Origin of the sequence: Aeromonas sp. QDB23 (genome assembly GCF_027707745.1) — a bacterium.
Lineage (GTDB): Bacteria > Pseudomonadota > Gammaproteobacteria > Enterobacterales > Aeromonadaceae > Aeromonas > Aeromonas allosaccharophila.
In genome coordinates, this window is sequence record NZ_JAPCJA010000040.1 from 13,882 (window position 1) to 35,923 (window position 22,042).

Sequence of the window (22,042 nt, forward strand, 5' to 3'; positions counted from 1 at the left end):
AATTAGATCATGGCTAAAGGTATTCGCGAGAAAATTCGCCTGAACTCCAGCGCCGGTACTGGTCACTTCTATACCACTACCAAAAACAAGCGCACCATGCCCGAAAAAATGGAGATCAAAAAGTTTGATCCCGTTGTTCGTCAGCATGTGATCTACAAGGAAGGCAAAATCAAGTAATTACTTGATGCTGCATTCCCAAAAACCCGGCTTCGTGCCGGGTTTTTTTATGCGCCGAATTCAGTACACTGCCGGTTCAAAGGGAGGCTTGCCATGTTCAAATTGAGCCGCAAAGGCTGGAATAACGTGATCATCGTGGTGGTGCTGATCGTGATCACCCTGTTGCATCGGATGGAGACTGCCCAGCAGGAGAACAGCGCCAAGCGGGCTCGCCCCTTGCTGCCGGATGCGGCCGTAGTGCTCACCTGGCAAGGGCCGAGCTGGCAGATTGAGCGGATCGGTCAGGGCTGGCGCAGCGTGCCGGATCTGGGGCTCGACACGGCGCAGCTGGATGCCCGTCTGGCGCGCTGGCAGGGCTGGTTGCTGCCCCCCGGCGAGGCGGTGCGCGGCACCCCGGTGGCCATCAAGGTGTGGATTGCCGGCCAGAGCGATCCGCTCGAGATCGGCCTCTATCAGAACAGCGGCCAATATGGCGCCCAACTGCCGTCCGGTCTCTGGCTTGCCCTTACAGCCGAGCAGTATCGCGATCTGCTGCGTCCTGCCCCCTGAGTTTCTTTTCCTTGCGAGGTGCCCATGCCTGAATTGCCAGAAGTTGAAGTCAGCCGTCAGGGGATCTCCCCCTGGCTCACCGGCATCAAGGTGACGCGCGTGGTGGTGCGGGATGGCCGCCTGCGCTGGCCGATCCCCGGTGAAATTCAGGAGCTGGTGGACCTCACCATCCATCGGGTGCGTCGCCGTGCCAAATACCTGCTGCTGGAGACCGATTTCGGCACCGCCATCCTCCATCTGGGGATGTCCGGCAGCCTGCGGGTGCTGGATATCGGCACGCCAGCCGAGAAGCACGACCACGTTGATATCGAGCTGGAGAATGGCAAGTTGCTGCGGCTCAACGATCCGCGCCGCTTCGGCGCCCTGCTGTGGACCCGTGAACCGGCCGAAGCCCACGCGCTGCTCGCCAAGCTGGGGCCTGAGCCGCTCACCGATGCCTTCAATGCCGATTACCTGCAGGGGCGTGCCAAGGGGCGCAGCACCGCCGTCAAGCAGTTCCTGATGGACAATCAGGTGGTGGTCGGGGTGGGCAACATCTACGCCAACGAGGCGCTCTATGCCGCCGGCATTCACCCCAAGAGGGCGGCGGGCAATATCAGCGGCGAGCGGCTGGGAACCCTAGTGGCCGAGATCAAACGGGTACTGACAGAGGCGATTCGTCAGGGCGGCACCACCCTCAAGGATTTCACCAGTGCCGATGGCAAGCCGGGCTATTTCGTGCAGCAGTTGCAGGTCTATGGCCGTGGCGGTCAGCCCTGTTTCCACTGTCACACCCTGCTGAGCGAGATCAGAATGGGGCAGCGCACCACGGTTTTTTGCAGCCATTGCCAGCGCTGAGCGCACTTTTTTCCCCGATCCGGGGGAAGTTGTAACAGCGTATTTCCACGCTGTTGAAGATTTGCACAGCGGTCACTAGTATCTCGTCCGTTCAGGCGGTTTGAGAACTAAAAATGACTGTTAAATCAATAAACTGGGAGTATTTGTCCCGGCAGGAGCGCTATTGCGCCAAAAAAATGGCCCGCTTCCTCTATCCGGAGGGATGTGAGCGCAAGACCTTCAACCGTGGCAAGTTCGTGCTGCGCAGCCTGCTCTACCGCAAGTCGCTGAGCCGGGTCTTCAGCCTGTTTCAGTGCGACTCGCTCAAGGCGTTGCCAGCGGTCTATCCCGAGCTGCTCGACAAGCCGATGCGCCCCTATCGCTTCGCCTGTGCCACGGCCCGTCAACGGGCCGAGATGCTGGAAAATCACTACCGGTTGCTGCTCGAATGCTACCCGCAGCTGATCGACCCACTCTATCTGGGTGAGGGGATCGAACTTGGACACTATCCCCAGAGCAGCTGCCGCATTCTGCTGCGCCACGATGGCACTTTTCGCCGTGAGGCCGAGCTGGCGCTCTCCATCGTCAATGCCGAAGGGCAGCGCCTCTACAGCTGCGCCTTTTCGCTGGCGGGCAGTGAGGAGCGCTTGATGCTGATGATCGGCTCCATGCAGGGGCCGGAGCCGGCGGTCGATAATGCCCAGGCGCGGGTACGCGAGCTGACCAAAGAGGGGCACGGCCTGCGGCCCAAATCCCTGCTGGTGCAACTGGTGCTGCAACTGGCGCAGACCATGGGCGCGGTAGAGGTGCTGGCGGTGCGCAAGCGGGCCCACGTGTTTCAGGCCAAGCGCTATAGCAGCAAGCAGAAAGCCAATTTGCAGGCCGATTATGACGAACTGTGGCAGGAGTTCGACGCCCGGGATGTGGACGCCAACTTCGTCGCCCTGCAAGCCCAGCCGCGCAAGCCGCTGGAGGAGATCGCCTCCAAGAAGCGGGCCATGTACCGGCGCCGCTACGAGTGGCTCGATCTGCTGGTGCAGGAGATGAGCGAGCGGTTTGCCCGTCAGTAACCGGCAAGCAGGCTGACCTCTTCATAACGAGACAGATACAACAAGGGCTACCCGCGGGTAGCCCTTGTTCGTTGTTGCCGTCGGGGATTACGAGTGTGGAAGGGGATCACCCTTTCTGTTTGGCGGCGATGGCTTGGGCCACCACGGGGTCGACAAACTGGCGGATATCGCCACCGTGCAGCGCCACCTCTTTCACCAGAGTGGAGGAGATAAAGGAGTTCTCCTCCGCCGGAGTGAGGAAGACGCTCTCAAGCGTTGGCATCAGGCGGCGGTTCATGTTGGCCAGCTGGAATTCGTACTCAAAGTCGGAGACGGCGCGCAGGCCGCGGATCAGCACGTTGGCCTGATGCTCTTTGGCGAAATCGACCAGCAGGCCGGAGAAGCCCACCACCTTGACGTTGGGCAGCTGGCTGGTCACTTGCTGGACAAGCTGGACACGTTCTGCCAGATCGAACAGCGGGCGCTTGCTCGGGCTGTTGGCGACCCCGACCACCACCTCGTCAAACAGCTTGGCGGCGCGGCCGATCAGATCGGCGTGGCCATTGGTAACGGGATCAAAAGTCCCGGGATAAATTACCCTGGTAGTCATCTTTGCGGTCCTGCAACCTGGAAATTTGGTCGCATTATAAGGTCGTCGCTTGAGAATAGCAGTGCATCAGGCAAGAATACGCCATCGCGCATCAAGCCTCCTTGCATTGGTGACAGGGAGCAAAGGGATTTTTTATGAAACGTATTCTGGTCGTTCGCAATGACAAGATTGGTGACTTCATGCTGGCGTGGCCGAGTTTCGCCATGCTCAAAGGCTCCATGGAGTGTCATGTGACTGCCCTGGTTCCGGCCTACACGGCGCCGCTGGCCCGGCTCTGTCCCTGGATTGACGAGGTGATCATCGATCCGGGCGTGCGGGCCGACAAGGAGCAACAGCGAGCGCTGCTGGCGCGGATCAAGGCGGCGGCGTTCGACGCGTCAATCTGCCTCTTCTCCAACTCCCGCAACGCCATGCTGGTGTGGAAGGCACACATCCCTTACCGGCTGGCCCCGGCGACCAAGCTGGCGCAGGTGCTCTACAACCAGCGATTGGTGCAGCGCCGCTCCCGCTCCCAGAAGCCGGAGTCCGAGTACAACCTGGAGCTGATCCGCCGCTTCCTGACCGATCAGCAGGTGGCCGTGGTGGAGCCCAAGACCCCCTTCCTGCAGTTCGATGACGAGACCCTGCGGCAGGTACGTGAGCAGCTGGCGCTCAAGCTCAAGCTCGATGCCAGTCGCCCCTGGCTGATGGTGCATGCCGGTAGCGGTGGTTCGGCCAACAACCTCTCCATCGAGCAGTATGCCCGCATCATCATCAAGCTCAATCAGGCCTGCCCCGAGCTGCAGTGTGTGCTGACCGCAGGCCCGGGCGAGGAGAAGATGGCGGAACAGCTGGCGGCCGAGCTGCTGGCCCACGGCGGTAACGGCTGGATCTACCGCTCCAGCGACGGTCTGCCGATGTTCTGTCAGGTGCTGGCCAACGCCGCCCTGTTTGTGGCAGGCAGTACCGGGCCGCTCCATATCGCCGGTGCGCTCGATGTGCCGACCATCGGCTTCTTCCCGATGCGTCGCTCCGCCACCCCGCTACGCTGGAAGCCCCTCAACAGCGAAGGGCGTCACCTCGCCTTCAGCCCGCCCGAGGATAGCGACCATCCTGAGGATATGAGCCAGCTCGATCCCAAGACCATGGTGCCGGTGATGGCCCGCTGGGCGGCGCCGTTCTGGCGCAAGTAAGGTATGCAGCAATGCAAACAGGGCCCCGCGGGGCCCTGTTTCGTATGACGGTTATTCCGGCTGCTGCGGTTGCTGGCGCACCCAGAGGTCGGCGTATTTGACGAAGGTGGAGTGGGCGGAGAGGATCGCCAGCAGTAGCCCCTGCTTGCCATCGAGGAAACCTGCTTTGAGCAGGTACATCTTGAGGAAGCAGCCGACGGCGTGGATCAGCCCCTGACTGAGGGAGCCCTTCTTGCCGCGAGCGGTGCGCTGATCGGCCCAGGCGCGGGCATAACCGGCGGATTTGACCAGATAGTGCTCCAGATCCCGATAGGTGAAGTGGAGCAGGTCGCCATGAATATTGACGATCTTCATGTTGGCGCGCACCTCCACCTTCTCGTGCACCAGCGCCTCGTTGTAGCTGGTGAGCGCCTTGGGATAGAGGCGCAGCACCCGATCCGGATACCAGCCGCTGTGGCGGATAAAGCGGCCAAACACCCAGGAGAGGCGCGGGATCGAGTAGATGGTATCGCTGGCCGGATTGGCCATCACGTTGGCGATGGCGGTTTTCAGCTCGGGGGTGAGCCGCTCGTCGGCGTCCAGCCACAGCACCCAGTCGGATTGCACGTGGGATTGGGCCAGTCGGCGCTGTTTGCCAAAGCCTGGCCACTTGGCGTTGACGAAGAAGCGGGCGCCAAACTCGGCAGCAATGGCCGGGGTCTCGTCCTGACTGCCGGAGTCCAGAATGACGATCTCGTCCACCAGTCCGTCGAGGGAGGCGAGGCACTTGCGCAGGTTGTCGGCTTCATTCTTGACGATCAGAACGGCAGCCAGAGTCGGTTTTTTCACGAATGTGGGCTCACGGTTATTGCCCGGCTGGCGGGTCGAATGCGTATTGATGGGCCATTCTAACGGAAAAACGGGTCAAAGAGAGAGCTGCCATTGCCCGTTTCTGCCAGCTGTTTGCCTGCCCGGCTGGCGTTGCGTCTCTTTAGAAGACCTGTGGAAAAATGAGACGGCAGAGGCGCCTGGCAGGGATCTGCTGTTATTTACCCGACCATTCTTGTGGCGCGTAATCTCGCCCAGTTGGAAGAAGAGCGTCACTGGGAAAATGAGACGGCAGAGGCGATTGCCAAGGATCTTCTGTTATTTATCCAGTCATTCTTGGGGCATAATCTCGCCCAGTGATGATTAACAGCCGGGCCTGTCCCGAGAGAAGACGCGTGATGAAAATATTGGTGATCGGCCCCTCCTGGGTCGGCGATATGGTGATGTCCCAGAGCCTCTACAAGGCGATCAAGGCCAACCATCCGGAGTGCGAACTGCACGTGATGGCCCCCGCCTGGTGCTGCGCCCTGCTGGAGCGGATGCCGGAGGTGGACAAGGCGATCACCATGCCCCTTGGCCACGGTGACTTCAAGCTGGTGGCGCGCCGCCGCCTCGGCAAGCAGCTGGCGGCCGAGCAGTACGATCAGGCCATCGTCCAGCCCAACTCCATGAAGTCGGCGCTGATCCCCTGGTTTGCCCGCATTCCGGTGCGTACCGGCTGGAAGGGCGAGAGCCGTTACGGCCTGCTCAATGACCTGCGCAGCAACAAGTCCGCCTTCCCGCTGATGGTGGAGGGCTATCTGGCGCTCGCCTATCCCAAGGAGCAGATGAAGAGCCGGGCCGATATCCCGACCATTCCGCATCCGGCGCTCCACGTCGATCTGATCAACCAGAGCAAGGCGCTGGAGCGGCTGGGGCTGGATCGCGCCCGTCCGGTGCTGGTGCTCTGCCCCGGTGCCGAGTTCGGCCCGGCCAAGCGCTGGCCGGAGGGACACTACGCCGTGGTGGCCCAGCAGCATCTGGACGAGGGGTGGCAGGTGTGGATCTTCGGCTCCAACAAGGATGTGCCGGTCGGCAACACCATCCGTGATCGGGTCAATCTGCTGACGCGCCCCAACTGCCATGTGCTGGCGGGCAAGACCAGCCTGCACGAGGCGATCGATCTGATGGCGCTGGCCAGCAGGGTCATCTCCAACGACTCCGGCCTGATGCACATCGCCGCCGCCCTCAACCGGCCGCTGGTGGGGGTCTATGGCTCCACCTCGCCGCTCTACACCCCGCCGCTGGCGGATCGGGTCGAGATTGTCCACACCGACATCGATTGCCGCCCCTGCTTCAAGCGCACCTGCAAGTTCGGTCATCTCAAGTGCCTGATCGACTTGCCACCGGAGCAGGTGGTCGATGCCTGCAAGAAGCTGGAGCAGAGCCAGTAAGATGCCCTACCGTCTGCTCTACAACCTGCTGATCCATCTGGGATTGCCGTTGGCGCTGCTGGCCCTCTACAAGCCGAAGAAGGGCAAGCCCGGCTTTGGCGAACGCTGGGCCGAGCATCTCGGACGACTGCCCGCCACCGGACAGGATGCACCGCTGTGGATTCATGCGGTGAGCGTGGGGGAGACGCTGGCCATCACGCCGCTCATTCGCGCCCTCAAGGCGGAGCGGCCCGATCTGCCGATCCTGCTCACCACCACCACCCGCACCGGCGCCGAGCAGGCCGCCAAGCTGGGGGAGCTGGTGATGCATCGCTACGCGCCGCTCGACTACCCCTGGGCCGTGGCGGCCTTTCTCGACACCTTCAAGCCGCGCGCGCTCTGGGTGATGGAGACCGAGTTGTGGCCGAACTGGCTGGCCGCCTGCGAGGCGCACCACCTGCCGGTGACCATCATCAACGCCCGCCTCTCCGAGCGATCCTGCCAGCGTTACGCCCGCTTCCACGGCGCCTTCGACGCCCTGAGCCGGCCGTTGACCCATCTGCTCTGTCAGCATCAGGACGACGCCGACCGCTTCGCCCGTCTCGGCATCGGCCGCGAGCGGCTGGCGGTGACCGGCTCCATCAAGTTCGACATCCAGTTTGGTGACGAGGTGCAGGCCAAGGGGCGTGCCTTGCGTCAGCAGTTGGGCGCCGAGCGTCCGGTCTGGATCGCCGCCAGCACCCATCAGGGTGAGGACGAGCAGGTGCTGGCCGCCTTCGATCTGCTGCTCAAACGCCATCCCGCTGCGCTGCTCATTCTGGTGCCGCGCCACCCCGAGCGGTTCGATCGGGTGGCCGAGCTGTGCGCCCCTTACGGCTGTGTGCGGCGCACTGATGGCGCAGCGGTGAGTGCGGAGGATAAGGTCTATCTCGGCGATACCATGGGCGAGCTGCCGCTGATGCTGGCGGCGGCCGATGTGGCTTTCGTTGGTGGCAGTCTGGTGAAGATCGGTGGTCACAACCTGCTGGAACCGGCGGCGCTCGGCAAGCCCTGCCTGACCGGCCCCGCCTACTTCAACTTCAGCGATATCACCCGCCAGCTGGTGGCTCAGGGGGGCGCTGCCATCGTGGCCGATGCCGCCGAGCTGAGCGAGCGGGTGAGCCAGCTGTTTGCCGACGGGAGCGCCCGCCGCGAGATGGGCGAGCAGGCCCGCGCCGTGGTGCTGCGCAATCAGGGGGCGCTGGCCCGCACCCTATCTCACAGCCTGGCTGCGCTGGAAAACGACTGAGTTTCAGCCTTTCATACAGCCCGCCATCCATCATCGATGGCCGACCATAAAAAAAACGGAGCGCGATGCGCTCCGTTTTGTTGTTGGCGATGACCGGGATTAGCGAACGATCAGCCCCAGCAGGATGCCCAGCACGCCGAAGTCGGAGTCGCTGAAGGTGGTGTTGGCAAAGCCGAGGTCGCCCAGTACCGGCAGTAGGAACACCGGCAAAATGGTGAGCAGCAGCAGGCCGTTGGCGAAAGAGCCCAGAATGGCACCGCGACGGCCACCGGTGGCGTTACCGAATACCCCGGCAGCGGCGCCGACGAAGAAGTGCGGTACCACGCCCGGGATGATGACGGTCAGCCCCATCACGTAGAGCAGTGCCATCCCCACCAGACCGGCGGCAAAGCTCGACAGGAAGCCGATCAGCACAGCGTTGGGGGCGTAGGGGAAGACGATGGGGCAGTCGAGCGCCGGTTTGGCGTTCGGCACCAGCTTGTCGGAGATCCCCTTGAAGGCCGGTACGATCTCGGCGATGACCATCCGCACACCCTGCAGGATGACGTAGACGCCTGCCGCGAAGGTGATGGATTGCATCAGGGAGAACATGAACCAGTGCTTGCCCTTGGCGACGCTGGTGACAAACTCGGGGCCGGCGAAGGCGGCAGTCACCAGGAAGATGATGCCCATGGTGAAGGAGATGGCCACCGGCGTGTCGCGCAGGAACAGCAGGCTCTTGGGTACCTGTACATCCTCACAGCTGTGAGCCTTGTTGCCGAACTTGGCACCGATCAGGGCAGAAAGCACGTAGGAGCAGGTGGAGAAGTGGCCCAGCGCCACGTCATCAGAGCCGGTGATCTGCTTCATGAAGGGGTGGGCGATGGCCGGGAAGAAGACCATGGCAACACCGACGACCAGACTGCCCACCGCGATCAGTGGCACGCCGCTCATGCCACCGGCAGAGAGGATTACGGCCACCATCATCGACATGAACAGGGTGTGGTGACCGGTCAGGAAGATGAATTTCCACGGGGTGAGGCGGGCGATCAGGATATTCACCAGCATGGCGAAGAACATGATCATCGCCATCTCCTTGCCAAACGAGGTTTGGGCGATGGAGACGATGGCTTCGTTGTTGGGCACAACGCCCTTGATGCCGAAGGCGTGCTGGAAGATGACGGCGAAGTCACCCAGCGAGTTGATCACCAGGGTGGCACCGGCCCCCAAAATGACGAAACCCATGATGGTCTTGACCGTGCCCTTGATGCACTCGGTCACCGGTTTCTTCTGGGCAATCAGGCCGATAAGCGCGATCAGGCCGACCAGCACGGCGGGCTCGGACAGCACGTCAAACATCAGAAAATTGAAAAATTCCATGGTCAGCTCCTGGCAATGGAAGATGCGGCCCGCAGGCCGCATGGAGGATTCTTAGAGGGCGCCCAGTTCGCGCAGGGCGGTGGAGAGCTGCTCTTTCATCGCGACCTTGTCGACCATGTTGGCGAGGCTCACCAGTCGGCCATTGACGCCCATGGATTGCAGTTGCTCGGCGATGTCGCGGGTGGCGATAAAGATCTCGGCGGTTTCGCTACCGGCAGAGGCCAGATCGCGGTGATCCACGTCGGCGGTGACCGCCAGCTCTTTCAGGATGCTCTTGATGCTCATCTCCATCATCAGGCTGGTGCCCAGACCGTGACCGCATACAACCAGAATTTTCATTGTCTCTTCCTCTGTCAGGTGCGCCGTGGCGCAGATCAGTAGCGCGCCAGAATGCGCAGGATGTCGTCTTTGGTGTTGGCCGCGATGATGGCCGCCACGTCCTCTTCATTCATAAACAGCTCGGCCAGCTGGGCGATGGTCTCCACGTGGGAGTTGCTGTCGCTGGCCGCCAGTGTCACCAGTAGCTGGACTGGGTCGTTGCCCTCGGAGTCGAAGTTGACCCCCTGCTTGATGACGGTCAGCCCCAGACCCAGCCGGTTGACGCCGTCCTCGGGGCGAGCGTGCGGCATCGCCAGACCGGGGCCCAGCACGTAGTAGGGGCCGAGCTCTTCATGAGAGCGGAACAGCGCCGCCACGTAGGAGGGCTCGATGGTGCCATTGGCCAGCAGGGGCGCCGTGGCCAGCGCGATGGCGTGGCGCCAGTCGCGGGCGGCGGGTTCGATGCGGATGACATCCTCGGTCAGCAGTTGAGTCAGCATGGTGGTGATCCGGCTAGTTAAGATGGCGCCAATCTATCGATCTTGCGGTGGTGAAACTGTGAGGCTGATCGCGAAAGTTAGCGCTATCAGATAGCGCTAACATGAAACTGTGATAGCGCTATCACTTCATCCATTAACGGGAGTCATCTTGCCCCCGTGATCCGGGAAAGAGGGTAGAATCGACCCTGAGCAAATAGTCAGTGCCGCACTTTTGCCTTAAAGTGGGCAGCCGCAAGTCGAGGATGGGATGGATGTCAGAAGCAAAGAAGCGCCGTAGCACGGGTCGGGTGACCCTCAACGATGTGGCTCAGTTGGCTGGCGTGGGGGCCATGACGGTCTCCCGTGCCCTGCGCACGCCGGAGATGGTCTCCGACAAGATGCGCGAACGCATCGACGCCGCGGTGGAAGAGCTCGGCTACATCCCCAACCGGGCCGCCGGGGCGCTGGCCTCTGCTACCTCCCAGACCATAGTGGTGATCGTCCCCAGTCTGGCGGAAGCGGGCTGTGGCGAGATGATTGCTGGCCTGCAACAGACCCTGCTCGACGAGGGTTACCAGATCATGCTGGGGGATGCCCAGCATCTGAAGCAGCAGGAAGAGCGCCTGCTGACCAGCTTCCTGCAGCACAATCCGGCGGCGGTGGTGCTGTTTGGTGGCGATCCCGGCGAGACGATCCGTACCCGCCTGAAAGCCTCCCGTCTGCCGGTGGTGGAAGTGGGCGCCATGGCGCGCAGCCCCATCGACATGAATGTGGGAGTCTCCAACTTCGATGCCGGTTATCAGCTGACTCGCCACCTTATCGAGCGGGGCTACCGCAACATCGGTTTTCTCTGCGCCCGTCAGGAGCAGTGGATGCTGCAACAGCGGATGCAGGGCTGGCAGAAGGCGTTGCTCGACAACTACCTCTCCCCCGATGCCATCATCAACACCTCGGAGCGGCCCAGCTTCAGCACCGGTGCCACCATGCTGGGAGAATTTCTGCTGCGCTGGCCCGAGCTGGACGCGCTGATCTGCGTCAATGACGAACTGGCGGCCGGGGTGCTGTTCGAGTGCCAGCGTCGCCATTTGAATGTGCCGGGCAAACTCGCCATCGCCGGATTTGACGATCTGGATGTGGCGCGCGCCTGTTATCCGACCCTTACTTCGGTCAGGATCCCCTATCGCAAAATGGGGCAGGAGGCCGCCGAGCTGATCCTGCGCCAACTGGCCGGGGAGCCCGTGATGGGCACCGCGCTGGCCCTCGATTTTCAACTGCAAAAGCGCCAAAGCAGCTGATCCCCGTTTCACACGTCATCAAAGAGGCAACCATGTTCAAGGCTCTGTTACTGGAAAACCAAGACGGCAAGACTGTTCCAACCCTGACCCGACTGACCGAGAGCCAGTTGCCGGAAGGTGAAGTGCGGGTGGCGGTCGCCTACAGCTCGATCAACTACAAGGATGGGCTGGCCATCACCGGCAAGGGCAAGATCGTGCGTCAGTGGCCGCTGGTGCCCGGCATCGACTTTGCCGGTACCGTGCTCGAATCTGCCGACAGCCGCTATCAGCCCGGTGACAAGGTGGTGCTGACCGGTTGGGGTGTCGGCGAAGGGCACTGGGGCGGCATGGCCGAACAGGCGCGGGTCAAGGGGGACTGGCTGGTGCCGTTGCCCGCCGGGCTGGATGAGCGCCAGGCCATGTGCATCGGTACCGCCGGTCTCACCGCCATGCTCTGCGTGCTGGCGCTGGAAGAGGCGGGTATTACTCCCGAAAGTGGCGAGGTGCTGGTCACCGGCGCGGCAGGGGGCGTGGGCTCCACCTCGGTTGCCCTGCTGGCAGCCCTTGGCTATCAGGTGGCGGCGCTGACCGGTCGCCCCGAAGAGCAGGGCGCGATGCTGACTGCGCTGGGCGCCAGCCGTATCGTGCCGCGCAGCGAACTGCTGGTGCCCGCCAAGCCGCTGGAGAAGCAGCTGTGGGCCGGTGCCATCGACACCGTTGGCAGTCAGGTGCTGGCCAAGCTGCTGGCCCAGATGAACTATGGCGGCGCCGTGGCGGCCTGCGGGCTGGCGGGCGGCTTCGATCTGCCGACCAGCGTGATGCCCTTCATCCTGCGCAATGTGCGACTGCAGGGGGTCGATTCGGTGATGTGCCCATTTGCACGTCGTCAACTGGCGTGGCAGCGGCTGGCGCGGGATCTGCCCGCCAGCTTCTTCGAACAGGCGGTTACCGAGATCGGGCTGGAGCAGGTAGTGGCGGCCGCCGAGGCCATCACGCTGGGCCAGATCGCCGGTCGCACGCTGGTTAAACTTTGAACGCTCTCTGACTGGCGAGCCTGACAATTCCGGATAAAATTGGAGTGCGGGTGAACTATCCAAGGAGAGTGAAGATGGGTGGACACAAGCCGGATTACGACTCCTCTGATGACGAGTGGGATCCGGAATCCTGGGAAGAAGAGCTGGATCAATGGGAAGATGAAAGCTGGCAGGATGATGACCCTTTCGATGACCAGTGAACCACAGCATGAATGAACAGGCGGGCTTTGAGCCCGCCTGATTTTTTTGCCGCGCTCACACGGCTGAGTGTTGGCCCTTGGTCAGGGCCGGGCCGCTGGGTAGAATGAACTGCCCAAATGACACTCAAGGATGACTATGCGACTCACCATCATATTGTTGGCTGCCCTGCTGGGTGGCTGTGTCTCCAACGATGACCCCTGCGAGAAGGTGTGGAGCGAGGTCGGGGAGGCGGATGGCAAGCTGGGCTTCACCGCCGAGCGGGTCGAGTTCCATCAGGGCCAGTGCGGCAAAAAGGTGGATACCGAACTGTGGGAGCAGGGGCGCCAGAAGGGGTTGGCATGGTATTGCCGTCCCGAGCATCTCTATCTGGCTGGCCGTTCCGGCGAGGAGTATCGCGGAGTTTGCCCGAATGATATCCAAGCGCGCAGGCTGTTCGAGCAGGGGCGTCAGGGCTGGACCGATCAATAATGCCCTGACAGGAAGGGGCTACTCCTCTTTCAAGCGCAGTGGCTGGCAGAGGTAACCCTTGTCATTGGCGCTGCGGGCGCACTTGCCGCAGACAAACTTGGGTTTGCGGACTATCTTGCGCAACGCCTTGAGATCGGTAGGGATCTCGTGACGGCGCCATTCACACAGGGTTTTGCTGCCCATAACGACTACCTCTACGACTCGACGGCCGTATTGTAATCGATTTTCATTTCGAATAAACCGGCAAAGCTCGCTTATTGGCCGATATGCCAATAAGCGATTGTTTCGGGAGGGATTACTGGTAGAGGAACTTGGTGAAGATGAGCTCGCGCACCGCTTTCTTGCCGGTCTCTTTCACCAGCAGTTCGTTGACCTTGGTCTCGCACTCCTTGCGCAACTCTTCGCGGCTGACCAGGGATTTAATCTGCTCGGCGCTCTTGCTGCCCATCAGGCGGATGATGGTATCGCGGATCAGCGGGTCATGCTGCTCCAGCAGCTTGAGATCGGCCTCGTTCTCCGCCATCAGCTCCACCGTGACCCGGATATAGCCGAGGGTTTTGCCATCGCTCAGATAGTTGGTGATGATGTCGGGATCGAGCGCGTGGTAGGAGAAGCCCGGCTTGGCGGCCGCGGCCGCTTCTTCTCCCTCTGCGGGCGGCTCTTCTTCGGATGAGGCCTGTACATGCAGCACACTACAGCTCAGTAACAACACCAGCAGAATTTTGAAGATCTTCATATAGATGGCTCATCAGCAAGAGATAACCCATTTTTGATGTTGCCATCGGGGCCGTCAAGCACGGATGTTCTTACATTTCGCTATTGATTTACGGATAATAAACCGGATTTTAACCTGAACACGGAAATCTCTGGATGGTGAAGCTGTGAAGTCCGAGTTGACTGTTCCCCTCACGCCGTTAAGCGGGTGGCTGGCCCCCGAATGTTGCGAGTTGCCCGCCAGCTTGCGCCCCTGGCTGCTGGAGACCGGCTCCATGACCCGACGCCTGCGCCAGCACAATCGCCACTTTTCGGTGGAGTGGCTGGGCAATCACCCGGTCGCCCTCACTGCCGATGAGCAGTGGCTGGTGGATTCGGCCTCGCCGGCCGGTACCTGCCGCGAGGTGATCCTGCATGGGGATCAGGGGCCCGCCGTGCTGGGCTGGACCCTGTTTGCCGATGGCGCGCTGCAAGGGAGCGGCATTGCCGAGCTTGGCGAGCAGCCGCTGGGTGAGCGGGTATTTGGCCATGAGCCTGCCCGCCGCGATCATCTGCAACTGGCCCGTTTCGATATCGCCGCCAATCCCCGGTGCCCGGCCGCCACTGTCTGGGGGCGTCGTTCCCGTCTGTTTCTGGGGCAGTGGCCACTGCTGGTGCACGAGCTGTTTCTGCCCTCTCTCGTCTGTGACAAGGAGCTGGAGTGAATCTGTTAACCAAGGAGCGGGGACTGGCGTACATGCAGTTGGCCCGCATCGACAAGCCCATCGGTTCCCTGCTGTTGCTGTGGCCGACCCTGTGGGCGCTCTGGCTGGCCGCCGGTGGCCTGCCCAATCTCTGGGTGCTGACCGTATTTGTGGTCGGGGTCTTTCTGATGCGCTCGGCCGGGTGCGTGATCAACGACTATGCGGATCGCAACTTCGATGGCCACGTCAAACGCACCGCTGGTCGGCCCTTGCCCACGGGCAGAGTCAAACCATGGGAGGTGCTGGCGCTCTTCTTCGTGTTGGCGCTTATCTCGTTTGGTCTGGTGCTGACCATGAATCCGCTCACCATCGGCCTGTCGTTTGTCGGCCTGCTGCTGGCAGTGAGCTACCCCTTCATGAAACGCTTTATCTCCAACCCCCAGCTGGTGCTCGGGATGGCCTTCTCCTGGTCGATCCCGATGGCCTATGCGGCGCAGGCGGATGCCCTGCCGCTGGTGGCCTGGCTGCTCTTCTTCGCCAACCTGCTGTGGACCGTGGCTTACGATACCCAGTACGCCATGGTGGATCGGGATGACGACCTCAAGCTCGGCCTCAAATCCAGCGCCATCCTGTTTGGCCGTTATGACAAGCGGATCATCGGCGCACTGCAACTCTCGGCACTGCTGCTGTTGCTGGCGGTGGGGCATCTGATGGCGCTTGGTGGCTGGTATTACTGGGGATTGCTGGGGGCGGCGGTGCTGTTTGTCTATCAGCAGCGGCTCATTCGCGAGCGGCAGCGGGAAGCCTGCTTCCAGGCGTTTCTCAACAACAACTATGTGGGGGCGCTGGTGTTTGCCGGTCTGGTGCTCGACTACCTGCTGGCGTGACTTATCCCGCACAAATCCTGATAAAAAAGAAGGCCGCATGATGCGGCCTTCTTTGTTTGCGTTGCAGATTAGAGCTGGTTGCCCGCCTGAATGGTACGGCGGATCTTGTTGCTCAACAGCGGCACTATGTTGTCGGCCAGCGCCTGGAAGCGGCCGAGATCCGGTTTGCACTCGGGGGAGAGGTAACCCTCCTTGCGCAAGGTGTGGATCAGGGTGCTGAACAGCTTCTGGTCGAAGAACTCGGGGGCGTTGATGCCGTGCAGGGTGCCGAGGCGCTCTGCCATCATCAGGCCGTCCGCCTCCAGCTGCTCCGCCTCGATATGAGGCTGTGCCAGCACCCGGGTCAGCACGATGGCGTAGCGTTGCAGGGTCTCCTGAATGCTCTCCGCCAGCAGCAGCAGTCGCATCTGGTTGGCCGGATTGACCCAGTAGCCGCCATCGCGGGTCTCGATCAACTGCTGGGTCTGCAGGGCGTCGAGCAGGCTGTCGACCAGCGCTGGCAGCTCTTCCTCTTCATAGCGCAGGAACAGCTCGGTCTTGAGCAGCGGATAGATGTCGATGCAGCGGGCCATGATCTCGCTGCGGGAGATCCCCTCGCACTGTTCGATCAAGGCCGCCACCAGCGAGGGCATGGCAAACAGGTGGAGGATGTTGTTGCGGTAGTAGGTCAGCAGGATCGCCTGATAGCGGTCCAGGCTGATGATCTGCCCCAGCTTGTCCTCGCTCACCTCGAACTTGTTGAGCTCCATCGCCTGATCCAGCAGGGTCTTGGCATCCTCATCCGGAATGGTGCTCTGTGGGCTGTAAGGCACCGCCTTGAGCAGATCCAGATAGGTGTTGAGCTGGGCCTGCAACTCGTCGCGGGTCAGGGCGTGGCGCTCGGCGGCCAGCAGCGCCAGCGCGCTCAGGGTCAGGCCGTTGACCGCGGCCGCATCGTTGATGCGGGTCATCAGCAGTTCGGCCAGATCGTTGACGGTGCCCGCCATCCACTCCGGACGCTCCTCTTCCCCGATGTGCTTCTTCCAGTCCGGAATATGTTCGCTCAGGTAGTTGTTGAGGGTCAGCGGTTCGCCGAAGTTGACGAAACCACGGCCGTAGTTGCGCAGCTTGCGCAGGATGCCGAGCACCTGCAGGAAGCTCTCCTTCTCCTTGCGGCTGCCCTTGAGCTCGTTGTGGTAGGTGTTCACCTCCATCACGTGCTCGTAGCCCAGATAGACCGGTACCAGAGTGACCGGACGATCCAGTCCGCGCATCATGGCCTGCAGAGTCATCGCCAGCATGCCGGTCTTGGGTGGCAGCAGACGGCCGGTACGGGAGCGGCCGCCTTCGGTGAAGAACTCCACCGAGTAACCCTTGGCAAACAGCAGGTTGAGGTATTCACGGAACACCGTGCTGTAGAGCGGGTTGCCCTTGAAGGTACGGCGAATGAAGAAGGCGCCACCGTGGCGGAAGATCGGGCCAGCTGGCCAGAAGTTGAGGTTGATGCCTGCCGCGATATGGGGCGGCACCATCCCCTGGTGGTAGATGACGTAGGAGAGCAGCAGGTAGTCCATGTGGCTGCGATGGCAGGGGACGTAGACGATCTCGTGCCCCTCCTGCGCCAGCTGGCGTACCTTCTCGGCGCCATTGACCGACAAACCGCGATAGAGCTTGTTCCACAGCCAGCCGAGGAAGCTCTCGCCCAGGCGGATCAGCCGGTAGGAGAAGTTGGAGGCGATCTCGTCCATGTAGCCATGGGCGCGCTTTTGCGCCTTCTCGAGGCTGATGCCCTCGCGCTGGGCCTCCTCTTCAATCGCCTGCTGGATCACCGCGGAGTCGAGCAATTGCTTGAACAGCAGATTGCGGTTCGGCAGTTTCGGGCCGGTGGCGGCCAGCTGCTGGCGGCTGAAGTGGGTACGGGCCACTCGCGCCAGCTTGTGGGCGATCGCCTCGTCGGTGCCGTGCTTGTCGGCCATATGGCGCAGGGAGAGCGGCGGCGAGAAGCGCACCAGATTCTCGCGACCCTTGAGGATCACGATAAGCGCCTTCTTCAGCCGGTTTGGCGCCAGGCTGCTGATGATGTTGAGGCCGGAGGCCTCCTCCCCTTCCCGACCCGGAGCGCGGCCCCAGAACAGGGTGACGGGCACCACCTGGATATCCAGTTCGGGATCCTGCTTGTGCAGATCCAGCAGCTGGTGGAACTCCTGCAGGAAGGGGAGCGGCTTGCTGCGTTTGCCAAACAGGGGAGGCGGACGATCCAGACAGACATAGCGCGGCAGCAGCTGGCCGTTAAGTTCCAGCGGCGTGAAGGGGCCGGGCAGACCGAGATCCTCGCAGCACTGCTGCAGGGTCATCAGGTCGGTGATCGAACTGGTTTTCAGGGCATAGACGATGGGTCTGGCCGGATCCAGATTGAGTTCTGTGATGGGATTTTCCGGCAGGCTCTTGTGATTGACCAAGCCGCTGACCGGCCATTGCAAGATGGCTCTGGAAATCTTCTGTCCTAGGGACATGTGCGTCTGCTCTCCAAAAAAATGCGGCGTGAGCATAGCAAATCGGCAGCCCCTTGTCGCCGAGAGGTACGATGAGTCGGCTGCGCAGGATCAAAACAGCAGTAAATGAGGGGTTGGTTGCGACAAATGTCAGCTGCGCCTTGCCTTGGCCACTGCACTGTATATACTGCCAGTGTGCTGTATAAAAAGACAGGTGCCAATGCTATGAAACCCCTTACCCCCCGCCAGGCCGAAGTGCTGGAGCTGATCAAGGTGAACATGAGCGAGACCGGCATGCCGCCGACTCGTGCCGAGATTGCCCAGAAGCTTGGTTTCAAGTCGGCCAATGCGGCCGAAGAACATCTGAAGGCCCTGGCCAAAAAAGGGGTCATCGAGATCATGCCGGGCACGTCCCGCGGCATTCGCCTGTTGCTCGAAGCGGAAGAGGTGCTGGAAGAGAGTGGCCTGCCGCTGATCGGCAAGGTGGCCGCCGGTGAACCCATCCTGGCGCAGGAGCATATCGAGAGCCACTATCAGGTGGATCCCGCCCTGTTCCATCCGCGCGCTGATTTTCTGCTGCGGGTGCAGGGGATGAGCATGAAGAACATCGGCATTCTGGATGGCGATCTGCTGGCGGTGCACAAGACCCAGGAGGTGCGCAACGGTCAGGTGGTGGTCGCCCGCCTCGATGAGGATGTCACCGTCAAGCGCTTCCAGCGCAAGGGCAGTCAGGTATGGCTGCTGCCGGAAAATGAAGAGCTCTCCCCCATCGAGGTGGATCTCTCCTGCCAGCAGCTCACCATCGAGGGACTGGCCGTCGGGGTGATCCGCAACGCCGACTGGATGTAATTATCTCCGCCAACTGCGTTTGCCACACGGCCTCCTTCGGGAGGCCGTGCTGTTTCTGGCGCACTTTCCCTGTCATATCAAACAGATCATCGGCGGCAGCATTTTGTCCCGTGCGATCGGTTACCAATCATCCATTTCAGATATATGCTCAGATCAGTGCCCTGTCGCCGAGACAGGGCTTGGCGCCTCCCTCTGGCAACCGCAATGCGCCGTGACGGGAGGGGCGGCAATAACGAGAATCGGGCAGTACACCTTCACGGGATATGAAGGGGGAGTGGGGAGATCCCGAGCCTTGTCGGGCAAAGGGGACCATTCGTAGTGGTTGCAGAGAGTCGTGACGGGCCTGACGCCAGTTCAGGCCGACGAAGCAACATGACCTGTCGGTCAAGGAGGACTGGTATGGCATCAAGATCGCCATGGGATTCAGAGGCTGCGGCTGCGCCAGCGGAATCGTCAATCACCCGTTTTGTCAAAGGTAGCCGGATGACCTGGTTCTACGGTCTCTGGTTGCACCATCGTGGGTCGCACTGGACGCTCTGGCTGGGATGCCCGAAAGAGAAGGTGGTGCGTCTGGTGCTGCTGTTCAAGCGGGGTCACGGCGATCGCCAAGGGGAAGAGGGCTGGCTGGCCCCCGTTATTCCCATCGGCGTGCGGGCCATCGGCAAGATGTTGCAGCAGGGGCGCAACGCTCGCCCCTGAGCAGAAGAGACAAACAAATGCACCCACAACCGGCACCCGAAGTGCCGGTTTTTTTATGGCCGCAACTGGCGATCAATTGTGCCAAATGGTCGACTCCTGACAGGGTGTTGCACAAGGTTGACCCCCCTTGGTGGCTCGCTGGGGTACAATGCCCCCTCTTGTCCGGTCACTGCTGGCCATCTGCCTCGAACTGAAAGGGTCTCTTGTTATGATGAAGCTCCGCTATCCCCTGCTCTTTCTGCTGCTGACAGCCTGTCTGATCCTTGCGTTCTGCGCCACGCAGCCAGAGCAGCCACAGCAGGCCGACTACTATCCGGCGGGGCGGGACATCAACGATTTTGCCTTTACCGATGCGGACAACCAGCCGTTCACCCCTGCCAACCTGAAGGGGCATTGGACCTTCCTGTTCGTCGGTTACACCTTCTGCCCCGATATCTGCCCCACCACCCTGGCAGATATGCGATCCGTTTATGATCAGCTGAAGAAGATGGCGCCCGACAGTCAGGTGGTGTTTATCTCGGCAGATCCCCAGCGTGACGACATTCCCCGCCTCAAGACCTATACCGCCTTCTTCAATCCCGAGTTCAAGGCGGCCACCGCCCCCCACGACAAGCTGTTCCCGTTCGTGCGCAATCTGGGGCTGATCTACTCCATCGCCAATCAGGGGGAGAAGGATTACCTGATCGATCACTCCGCCTCCATCGTGCTCATTAACCCCACGGGCAAGCTGCAGGCGGTATTCCGCCCACAAGTGGCGCCGGGTCAGGTGCCACGGGTGCAGATGGCCACCATGCTCTCTGACTTCTCCCGCATTCTGAAGCTGACAGGCCACTGAGCGTGACCCCAGCTGTTGCCCCCTGGTGGCGAGATCCCTCTCGCCACCGCGCAGTGTTTGCGCTCGCCCTGCCCATGGTTTTTTCCAATATCACCACCCCCTTGCTGGGGCTGGTGGACACCTGGGTGATCGGTCATCTCGGTCAGGCCTGGTTTCTGGGGGGCGTCTCGGTCGGTGCAACCCTGATCAACCTCATCTTCTGGTTACTCGGCTTTTTGCGGATGTCGACCACCGGGCTGACGGCGCAGGCGCACGGCGCCGCCGACGGTCGTGCCCAGCTCGATACCCTGCTGCGGGCGCTGGGGCTGGCCATTGCCCTCGGCCTGGCGCTGCTGTTGTTGCTCTTCCCCCTGTTGCCACGATTGATCGCCCTGAGTGGCGGCTCGGCCGAGGTGCAGCTCTATGCGGGCCAATACGTGGCGCTGCGGATCTGGAGCGCCCCGGCGGCGCTCTGCAATCTGGTGATCATGGGCTGGCTGCTGGGGATGCAGGATGCCCGCAGCCCCATGGTGATGCTGATCCTCACCAATCTGGTCAACATGGCGCTCGACGCCCTGTTTGTGCTGGGGCTCGGCTGGCAGGTGCGGGGTGTGGCGGCGGCGTCGGTCATGGCGGACTACTGCGCGCTGGCCGCTGGCATCTGGCTGGTGCGCCGTCAGTTGCGGCAACTGGCACCGACGGTGTGGCAGGATGGCTGGCAGCGCTGGCGGCAACTTGCCCCCATGGTGCGGTTGCTCGGCCTCAACCGCGATATCTTCCTGCGCTCCCTCTGTTTGCAGCTCTGCTTCGCCTTTATGACCCTGCAAGGGGCGCGGTTGGGGGATGTGGCAGTGGCCGCCAATGCGGTGCTGCTCAACTTCCTGATGCTGATCTCCTACGGGCTTGATGGCTTTGCTTATGCGGTGGAGGCCATGGTGGGGCGAGCCATCGGTTTGCGGGATCGGCAAAAACTGCGGGAGGCCATCGTGCTCAATCTGGGTTGGGCCGCCCTGATTGCGACCGCATTTACCTTTGGGTTTGCCCTGCTGGGCAGTTGGCTGGTGGGGCAGATCACCGATATCCCGGCAGTGGTGGCGGAGGCACATCGTCAGCTTCCCTGGCTGATCGCCATGCCGTTGCTGGCGGTCTGGTGTTTCCTGCTGGACGGGGTATTCATCGGGGCGACCCGGGCGCGGGAGATGCGCAACAGCATGTTGCTGGCCGCGTTTGGCGGCTTCTTCCCGATCTGGTGGCTCTGTCAGTCATGGGGCGTGGCCGCGTTATGGGCGGCGATGGCAGCGCTGATGGTGGGGCGTGGTCTGTCGCTGGGGGTCACTTGCTGGCGGCTGGAGCGCAGCGGGCATCTGCTCGACGCCCGCCACTGATCATCGGTGGCGCTTACATGGCGCCGTCGTAACCGAGCTGGCGCCAGCTCTCGTAGACGAACACCGATACCGCGTTGGAGAGGTTCATGCTGCGGCTCTGGGGCACCATCGGAATGCGCAGCCGCTGCTCGAATGGCAGGCTCTCGATGATCTCGCTGGGCAGGCCACGACTCTCCGGGCCAAACAGCAGGGCGTCGCCAAGGGCATACTGGGCTGTCGAGTGCGCGGTGCGGCCCTTGGTGGTGCAGGCGAACACCCGCTTGGGTGCCACGGCGGTCAGAAACGCCTCATAGCTTGGCCAGCGCTTCACCTCGGCAAACTCGTGATAGTCGAGTCCCGCCCGCTTTACCCGCTTGTCATCCCACTCAAATCCCAGCGGCTCGATCAGATGGAGCCGGTAACCGGTATTGGCGCAGAGCCGGATGATATTGCCGGTGTTGGGCGGAATTTCCGGCTGGTAGAGGACGATATCGAGCATGACGAGTTCCTGCAAAGAGATGTAAAGCCAAGAAGGGGCGCCAGCATAC

The 22,042-nt window shown here is 61.8% G+C and carries 27 protein-coding genes; 17 read left to right on the top strand and 10 right to left on the bottom strand.

What is annotated here, in order from left to right; translation table 11 throughout:
• The first annotated feature begins 9 nt into the window (after positions 1 to 9).
• The 4 genes from rpmG (at position 10) to PG888_RS16015 (ending at position 2,612) form a co-directional block, all read left to right on the top strand.
• Positions 10 to 177, top strand: a complete 168-nt coding sequence (gene rpmG, locus PG888_RS16000; RefSeq protein WP_005307500.1) for a 50S ribosomal protein L33 — start codon at positions 10 to 12, stop codon at positions 175 to 177.
• 93 nt (positions 178 to 270) lie between these two features.
• Positions 271 to 726: a hypothetical protein gene (locus PG888_RS16005; protein WP_270693805.1), complete on the top strand. Its 456-nt coding sequence runs from the start codon at positions 271 to 273 to the stop codon at positions 724 to 726.
• 24 nt (positions 727 to 750) lie between these two features.
• Positions 751 to 1,563 carry a bifunctional DNA-formamidopyrimidine glycosylase/DNA-(apurinic or apyrimidinic site) lyase gene (gene mutM, locus PG888_RS16010; RefSeq protein WP_270693807.1) on the top strand — a complete coding sequence of 271 codons (813 nt, stop codon included), beginning with the start codon at positions 751 to 753 and terminating at the stop codon, positions 1,561 to 1,563.
• 176 nt (positions 1,564 to 1,739) lie between these two features.
• Positions 1,740 to 2,612, top strand: coding sequence for a VirK/YbjX family protein (locus PG888_RS16015; RefSeq protein WP_270693828.1), 873 nt, complete (start codon positions 1,740 to 1,742; stop codon positions 2,610 to 2,612).
• A 106-nt stretch (positions 2,613 to 2,718) separates the two neighbouring features.
• On the opposite strand, the gene coaD is transcribed toward PG888_RS16015, so the two are convergent.
• Complete coding sequence (gene coaD / locus PG888_RS16020; RefSeq protein ID WP_184237655.1) at positions 2,719 to 3,201, bottom strand: pantetheine-phosphate adenylyltransferase; 483 nt, start codon at positions 3,199 to 3,201, stop codon at positions 2,719 to 2,721.
• A 134-nt stretch (positions 3,202 to 3,335) separates the two neighbouring features.
• On the opposite strand from coaD, the gene PG888_RS16025 reads away from it, so the two are divergent.
• The gene (locus PG888_RS16025; protein WP_234664161.1) at positions 3,336 to 4,373 is read left to right on the top strand and encodes a glycosyltransferase family 9 protein; all 1,038 of its coding nucleotides are present in this window, start codon (positions 3,336 to 3,338) and stop codon (positions 4,371 to 4,373) included.
• A 51-nt stretch (positions 4,374 to 4,424) separates the two neighbouring features.
• On the opposite strand, the gene PG888_RS16030 is transcribed toward PG888_RS16025, so the two are convergent.
• Entirely contained in the window at positions 4,425 to 5,201 is a 777-nt protein-coding gene (locus tag PG888_RS16030; RefSeq protein WP_005339515.1) for a glycosyltransferase family 2 protein, read from the bottom strand.
• 377 nt (positions 5,202 to 5,578) lie between these two features.
• Here PG888_RS16030 and waaF point away from each other — a divergent pair, with 377 nt between their 5' ends.
• Together waaF and waaA are read left to right on the top strand one after the other, a co-directional pair.
• Positions 5,579 to 6,613, top strand: coding sequence for a lipopolysaccharide heptosyltransferase II (waaF, locus tag PG888_RS16035; RefSeq protein ID WP_270693810.1), 1,035 nt, complete (start codon positions 5,579 to 5,581; stop codon positions 6,611 to 6,613).
• A gap of 1 nt (position 6,614) precedes the next feature.
• Positions 6,615 to 7,880 (top strand): lipid IV(A) 3-deoxy-D-manno-octulosonic acid transferase, encoded by a 1,266-nt coding sequence (gene waaA, locus PG888_RS16040; protein WP_270693812.1) that lies wholly within the window; start codon positions 6,615 to 6,617, stop codon positions 7,878 to 7,880.
• A 99-nt stretch (positions 7,881 to 7,979) separates the two neighbouring features.
• On the opposite strand, the gene PG888_RS16045 is transcribed toward waaA, so the two are convergent.
• From PG888_RS16045 to PG888_RS16055, 3 genes are read right to left on the bottom strand one after another with little or no spacing between them, the layout of a single operon-like run.
• Positions 7,980 to 9,239, bottom strand: a complete 1,260-nt coding sequence (locus tag PG888_RS16045; RefSeq protein WP_042061212.1) for a PTS ascorbate transporter subunit IIC — start codon at positions 9,237 to 9,239, stop codon at positions 7,980 to 7,982.
• A gap of 51 nt (positions 9,240 to 9,290) precedes the next feature.
• Positions 9,291 to 9,578, bottom strand: a complete 288-nt coding sequence (locus tag PG888_RS16050; RefSeq protein WP_058053271.1) for a PTS sugar transporter subunit IIB — start codon at positions 9,576 to 9,578, stop codon at positions 9,291 to 9,293.
• Between the two features lie 35 nt (positions 9,579 to 9,613).
• A complete protein-coding gene (locus PG888_RS16055; RefSeq protein WP_270693815.1) occupies positions 9,614 to 10,057 on the bottom strand; it encodes a PTS sugar transporter subunit IIA in 444 nt (147 codons plus the stop codon).
• 251 nt (positions 10,058 to 10,308) lie between these two features.
• Here PG888_RS16055 and PG888_RS16060 point away from each other — a divergent pair, with 251 nt between their 5' ends.
• The 4 genes from PG888_RS16060 to PG888_RS16075 all read left to right on the top strand — a co-directional run bounded on the left by PG888_RS16060 (position 10,309) and on the right by PG888_RS16075 (position 13,013).
• On the top strand, positions 10,309 to 11,331 hold the full coding sequence (locus PG888_RS16060) for a LacI family DNA-binding transcriptional regulator (protein WP_042657795.1): 1,023 nt from the start codon (positions 10,309 to 10,311) through the stop codon (positions 11,329 to 11,331).
• 32 nt (positions 11,332 to 11,363) lie between these two features.
• Positions 11,364 to 12,344 carry an acrylyl-CoA reductase (NADPH) gene (gene acuI, locus PG888_RS16065; protein WP_270693817.1) on the top strand — a complete coding sequence of 327 codons (981 nt, stop codon included), beginning with the start codon at positions 11,364 to 11,366 and terminating at the stop codon, positions 12,342 to 12,344.
• Positions 12,345 to 12,418: 74 nt separating this feature from the next.
• Positions 12,419 to 12,544 (top strand): hypothetical protein, encoded by a 126-nt coding sequence (locus tag PG888_RS16070; protein ID WP_265328520.1) that lies wholly within the window; start codon positions 12,419 to 12,421, stop codon positions 12,542 to 12,544.
• Positions 12,545 to 12,680: 136 nt separating this feature from the next.
• A complete protein-coding gene (locus tag PG888_RS16075; protein WP_042061170.1) occupies positions 12,681 to 13,013 on the top strand; it encodes a DUF2799 domain-containing protein in 333 nt (110 codons plus the stop codon).
• An 18-nt stretch (positions 13,014 to 13,031) separates the two neighbouring features.
• Here PG888_RS16075 and PG888_RS16080 read toward each other — a convergent pair whose 3' ends face one another.
• Both PG888_RS16080 and PG888_RS16085 read right to left on the bottom strand, forming a co-directional pair.
• Positions 13,032 to 13,196, bottom strand: a complete 165-nt coding sequence (locus tag PG888_RS16080; RefSeq protein WP_098971330.1) for a hypothetical protein — start codon at positions 13,194 to 13,196, stop codon at positions 13,032 to 13,034.
• Between the two features lie 112 nt (positions 13,197 to 13,308).
• Positions 13,309 to 13,749: a flagellar basal body-associated FliL family protein gene (locus tag PG888_RS16085; protein WP_163127949.1), complete on the bottom strand. Its 441-nt coding sequence runs from the start codon at positions 13,747 to 13,749 to the stop codon at positions 13,309 to 13,311.
• A 145-nt stretch (positions 13,750 to 13,894) separates the two neighbouring features.
• On the opposite strand from PG888_RS16085, the gene PG888_RS16090 reads away from it, so the two are divergent.
• Together PG888_RS16090 and ubiA are read left to right on the top strand one after the other, a co-directional pair.
• A complete protein-coding gene (locus PG888_RS16090) occupies positions 13,895 to 14,431 on the top strand; it encodes a chorismate--pyruvate lyase family protein (RefSeq protein WP_270815850.1) in 537 nt (178 codons plus the stop codon).
• A complete protein-coding gene (ubiA, locus tag PG888_RS16095; protein WP_270693819.1) occupies positions 14,428 to 15,297 on the top strand; it encodes a 4-hydroxybenzoate octaprenyltransferase in 870 nt (289 codons plus the stop codon). The genes PG888_RS16090 and ubiA overlap by 4 nt, the downstream gene beginning before the upstream one ends.
• Positions 15,298 to 15,365: 68 nt before the next feature.
• On the opposite strand, the gene plsB is transcribed toward ubiA, so the two are convergent.
• The gene (gene plsB / locus PG888_RS16100; protein WP_270693821.1) at positions 15,366 to 17,789 is read right to left on the bottom strand and encodes a glycerol-3-phosphate 1-O-acyltransferase PlsB; all 2,424 of its coding nucleotides are present in this window, start codon (positions 17,787 to 17,789) and stop codon (positions 15,366 to 15,368) included.
• 204 nt (positions 17,790 to 17,993) lie between these two features.
• On the opposite strand from plsB, the gene lexA reads away from it, so the two are divergent.
• Complete coding sequence (gene lexA / locus PG888_RS16105; RefSeq protein ID WP_270693822.1) at positions 17,994 to 18,617, top strand: transcriptional repressor LexA; 624 nt, start codon at positions 17,994 to 17,996, stop codon at positions 18,615 to 18,617.
• 148 nt (positions 18,618 to 18,765) lie between these two features.
• Here the strand turns inward: lexA and PG888_RS16110 are convergent, their stop codons facing one another.
• Complete coding sequence (locus PG888_RS16110; protein WP_270693823.1) at positions 18,766 to 19,023, bottom strand: hypothetical protein; 258 nt, start codon at positions 19,021 to 19,023, stop codon at positions 18,766 to 18,768.
• Positions 19,024 to 19,100: 77 nt separating this feature from the next.
• On the opposite strand from PG888_RS16110, the gene PG888_RS16115 reads away from it, so the two are divergent.
• The 3 genes from PG888_RS16115 to PG888_RS16125 all read left to right on the top strand — a co-directional run bounded on the left by PG888_RS16115 (position 19,101) and on the right by PG888_RS16125 (position 21,515).
• Positions 19,101 to 19,316 (top strand): hypothetical protein, encoded by a 216-nt coding sequence (locus tag PG888_RS16115; protein WP_019446524.1) that lies wholly within the window; start codon positions 19,101 to 19,103, stop codon positions 19,314 to 19,316.
• A 208-nt stretch (positions 19,317 to 19,524) separates the two neighbouring features.
• Complete coding sequence (locus PG888_RS16120) at positions 19,525 to 20,151, top strand: SCO family protein (RefSeq protein WP_042657801.1); 627 nt, start codon at positions 19,525 to 19,527, stop codon at positions 20,149 to 20,151.
• A gap of 74 nt (positions 20,152 to 20,225) precedes the next feature.
• A complete protein-coding gene (locus tag PG888_RS16125; RefSeq protein WP_270693829.1) occupies positions 20,226 to 21,515 on the top strand; it encodes an MATE family efflux transporter in 1,290 nt (429 codons plus the stop codon).
• A 13-nt stretch (positions 21,516 to 21,528) separates the two neighbouring features.
• Here PG888_RS16125 and trmL read toward each other — a convergent pair whose 3' ends face one another.
• Entirely contained in the window at positions 21,529 to 21,993 is a 465-nt protein-coding gene (gene trmL, locus PG888_RS16130; protein WP_042061156.1) for a tRNA (uridine(34)/cytosine(34)/5-carboxymethylaminomethyluridine(34)-2'-O)-methyltransferase TrmL, read from the bottom strand.
• Positions 21,994 to 22,042 lie beyond the last annotated feature (49 nt).

Bases quoted from the DNA above. Each gene is read 5' to 3' on its own strand.
- rpmG (WP_005307500.1), top strand. From the start codon at position 10: ATGGCTAAAGGTATTCGCGAGAAAATTCGCCTGAACTCCAGCGCCGGT.
- PG888_RS16005 (WP_270693805.1), top strand. From the start codon at position 271: ATGTTCAAATTGAGCCGCAAAGGCTGGAATAACGTGATCATCGTGGTG.
- mutM (WP_270693807.1), top strand. From the start codon at position 751: ATGCCTGAATTGCCAGAAGTTGAAGTCAGCCGTCAGGGGATCTCCCCC.
- PG888_RS16015 (WP_270693828.1), top strand. From the start codon at position 1,740: ATGGCCCGCTTCCTCTATCCGGAGGGATGTGAGCGCAAGACCTTCAAC.
- coaD (WP_184237655.1), bottom strand. From the start codon at position 3,201: ATGACTACCAGGGTAATTTATCCCGGGACTTTTGATCCCGTTACCAAT.
- PG888_RS16025 (WP_234664161.1), top strand. From the start codon at position 3,336: ATGAAACGTATTCTGGTCGTTCGCAATGACAAGATTGGTGACTTCATG.
- waaF (WP_270693810.1), top strand. From the start codon at position 5,579: ATGAAAATATTGGTGATCGGCCCCTCCTGGGTCGGCGATATGGTGATG.
- waaA (WP_270693812.1), top strand. From the start codon at position 6,615: ATGCCCTACCGTCTGCTCTACAACCTGCTGATCCATCTGGGATTGCCG.
- PG888_RS16045 (WP_042061212.1), bottom strand. From the start codon at position 9,239: ATGGAATTTTTCAATTTTCTGATGTTTGACGTGCTGTCCGAGCCCGCC.
- PG888_RS16050 (WP_058053271.1), bottom strand. From the start codon at position 9,578: ATGAAAATTCTGGTTGTATGCGGTCACGGTCTGGGCACCAGCCTGATG.
- PG888_RS16055 (WP_270693815.1), bottom strand. From the start codon at position 10,057: ATGCTGACTCAACTGCTGACCGAGGATGTCATCCGCATCGAACCCGCC.
- PG888_RS16060 (WP_042657795.1), top strand. From the start codon at position 10,309: ATGTCAGAAGCAAAGAAGCGCCGTAGCACGGGTCGGGTGACCCTCAAC.
- acuI (WP_270693817.1), top strand. From the start codon at position 11,364: ATGTTCAAGGCTCTGTTACTGGAAAACCAAGACGGCAAGACTGTTCCA.
- PG888_RS16070 (WP_265328520.1), top strand. From the start codon at position 12,419: ATGGGTGGACACAAGCCGGATTACGACTCCTCTGATGACGAGTGGGAT.
- PG888_RS16075 (WP_042061170.1), top strand. From the start codon at position 12,681: ATGCGACTCACCATCATATTGTTGGCTGCCCTGCTGGGTGGCTGTGTC.
- PG888_RS16080 (WP_098971330.1), bottom strand. From the start codon at position 13,196: ATGGGCAGCAAAACCCTGTGTGAATGGCGCCGTCACGAGATCCCTACC.
- PG888_RS16085 (WP_163127949.1), bottom strand. From the start codon at position 13,749: ATGAAGATCTTCAAAATTCTGCTGGTGTTGTTACTGAGCTGTAGTGTG.
- plsB (WP_270693821.1), bottom strand. From the start codon at position 17,789: ATGTCCCTAGGACAGAAGATTTCCAGAGCCATCTTGCAATGGCCGGTC.
- lexA (WP_270693822.1), top strand. From the start codon at position 17,994: ATGAAACCCCTTACCCCCCGCCAGGCCGAAGTGCTGGAGCTGATCAAG.
- PG888_RS16110 (WP_270693823.1), bottom strand. From the start codon at position 19,023: ATGCCATACCAGTCCTCCTTGACCGACAGGTCATGTTGCTTCGTCGGC.
- PG888_RS16115 (WP_019446524.1), top strand. From the start codon at position 19,101: ATGACCTGGTTCTACGGTCTCTGGTTGCACCATCGTGGGTCGCACTGG.
- PG888_RS16120 (WP_042657801.1), top strand. From the start codon at position 19,525: ATGATGAAGCTCCGCTATCCCCTGCTCTTTCTGCTGCTGACAGCCTGT.
- PG888_RS16125 (WP_270693829.1), top strand. From the start codon at position 20,226: ATGGTTTTTTCCAATATCACCACCCCCTTGCTGGGGCTGGTGGACACC.
- trmL (WP_042061156.1), bottom strand. From the start codon at position 21,993: ATGCTCGATATCGTCCTCTACCAGCCGGAAATTCCGCCCAACACCGGC.